This window comes from Alkalicoccus luteus, assembly GCF_012034335.1.
GTDB lineage: Bacteria > Bacillota > Bacilli > Bacillales > Salisediminibacteriaceae > Alkalicoccus > Alkalicoccus luteus_A.
In genome coordinates, this window is record NZ_JAATHJ010000065.1 from 1 (window position 1) to 1,377 (window position 1,377).

General features: G+C 54.8%; 2 protein-coding genes. Both read right to left on the reverse strand.

The annotated features are described in order from the left end of the window. Positions 1 to 89 precede the first annotated feature (89 nt). On the reverse strand, positions 90 to 986 hold the full coding sequence (locus tag HCN83_RS17850) for an IS3 family transposase (RefSeq protein ID WP_246238303.1): 897 nt from the start codon (positions 984 to 986) through the stop codon (positions 90 to 92). Positions 987 to 988: 2 nt separating this feature from the next. Beyond that, entirely contained in the window at positions 989 to 1,300 is a 312-nt protein-coding gene (locus tag HCN83_RS17855) for a transposase (protein ID WP_168009772.1), read from the reverse strand. Positions 1,301 to 1,377: the final 77 nt, after the last annotated feature.

Consider the following 1,377-nt stretch of genomic DNA (forward strand, 5'->3'; position numbering starts at 1 on the left):
TGTGGTTCTGTCAATAAAGTAGACAAATCGCTATCACGTTTTGCTCCTGTCATCCGTTCCTTTTCCCCGTCTGACGGCGCTCACCTCCTTCATCCGGTTTTCAAGCTGACAGATGGGACGAGCTCGCGTTTTTTCTTGCATTCGAACGAAACCGGGGTGTCATACCCCAGTGTCGAATGCAAACGTTCTTCGTTGTAAAAATGGACATAATCCGCGATGAGCTGCCGGGCTTCCTCCTTGCTGGCCGGGCGCCAGCGGTACAAAAACTCCTGCTTGAATCCGGAAAAAAACGACTCCAGGCAGGCGTTGTCATACGGATCGCCTTTCGCACTCATACTGATGACCGCTTTGGCCTGCTTCAATACCTCCACATACTCCTTGGAGGTGTACTGCGAGCCCCGGTCCGAGTGATGGATCCAGCCCTCTGCCGGGCGCCGGAGGGCGATGGCTTCCTGCAGCGCCTCTTTAGGGAGCTCCGTTCGCATATGGTCCTCCACGCGGTAGGCGAGGATACGCTTGGAACACAGGTCCAGCACCGGGTTGAAATACAACGGCCCCTCCAACGTGGGGATGTAGGTGATGTCGGTCGCCCATACCTCGTTGACGTTTTCCGGCTGGAAGGCACGCCCCAACGCATTCGGATACACGCGGGCGTCAGACGAGGAATCCGTCGTGCCGACGCGTTTCCACTGGCGTTTGGATGCCAGACCAAGCGCTTTCATCCGATTCGCCACCGTTTTTTGGGACACCACCCATCCGGTCTGAATCAGCTTGGCATGGATGCGGGGACTGCCATACGTTTCCCGGCTCTCCAAATAAGCCTGCCGAATCGCCTGGTCCAGCTTCTGCCGTTTTTTCTCCCTCGCAGAGGGCCCTTCTTTTTTTCGTTCCAGGTAGCGGTAATACCCGGCCCGGGACACCTGAAGCAGTTCGCACATCTTGACCACGCGGTGCTCGTCCGCATGCGCTTCAATAAAGGAAAACAACGCTAGTTTTCCGGGTTCTCCGTGAAGATGTGCAGCGCTTTTTTTAAGATATCGACTTCCTCCTGCAGCTCGCGATTGGCTTTCTCCAGGCTCATTACCTGTCCTTTGTATTCGGTTGCCGTATAGAGGGTTTTCTGTTCGGCTTTTTCTGCTTCCCGCCGTTCTGCTTTGTACTCCTTGATCCAGCGCAACAAGCTACTGTAGGAAACGCCAAGCTCCCGTTCCAGATCCACCGGCCGCCGCCCGTCCTGCACCGCCAGCTTCGCTACATATCGACGGAATACCTTATCGTAGTGTTTTTTCTCCGTGCTCATTCCCGGTTCCTCCTCCACTGCTTTCGTTTCACTCAGACTACCACATGGACGTGTCTACTTTTTATACTAGCTTCATT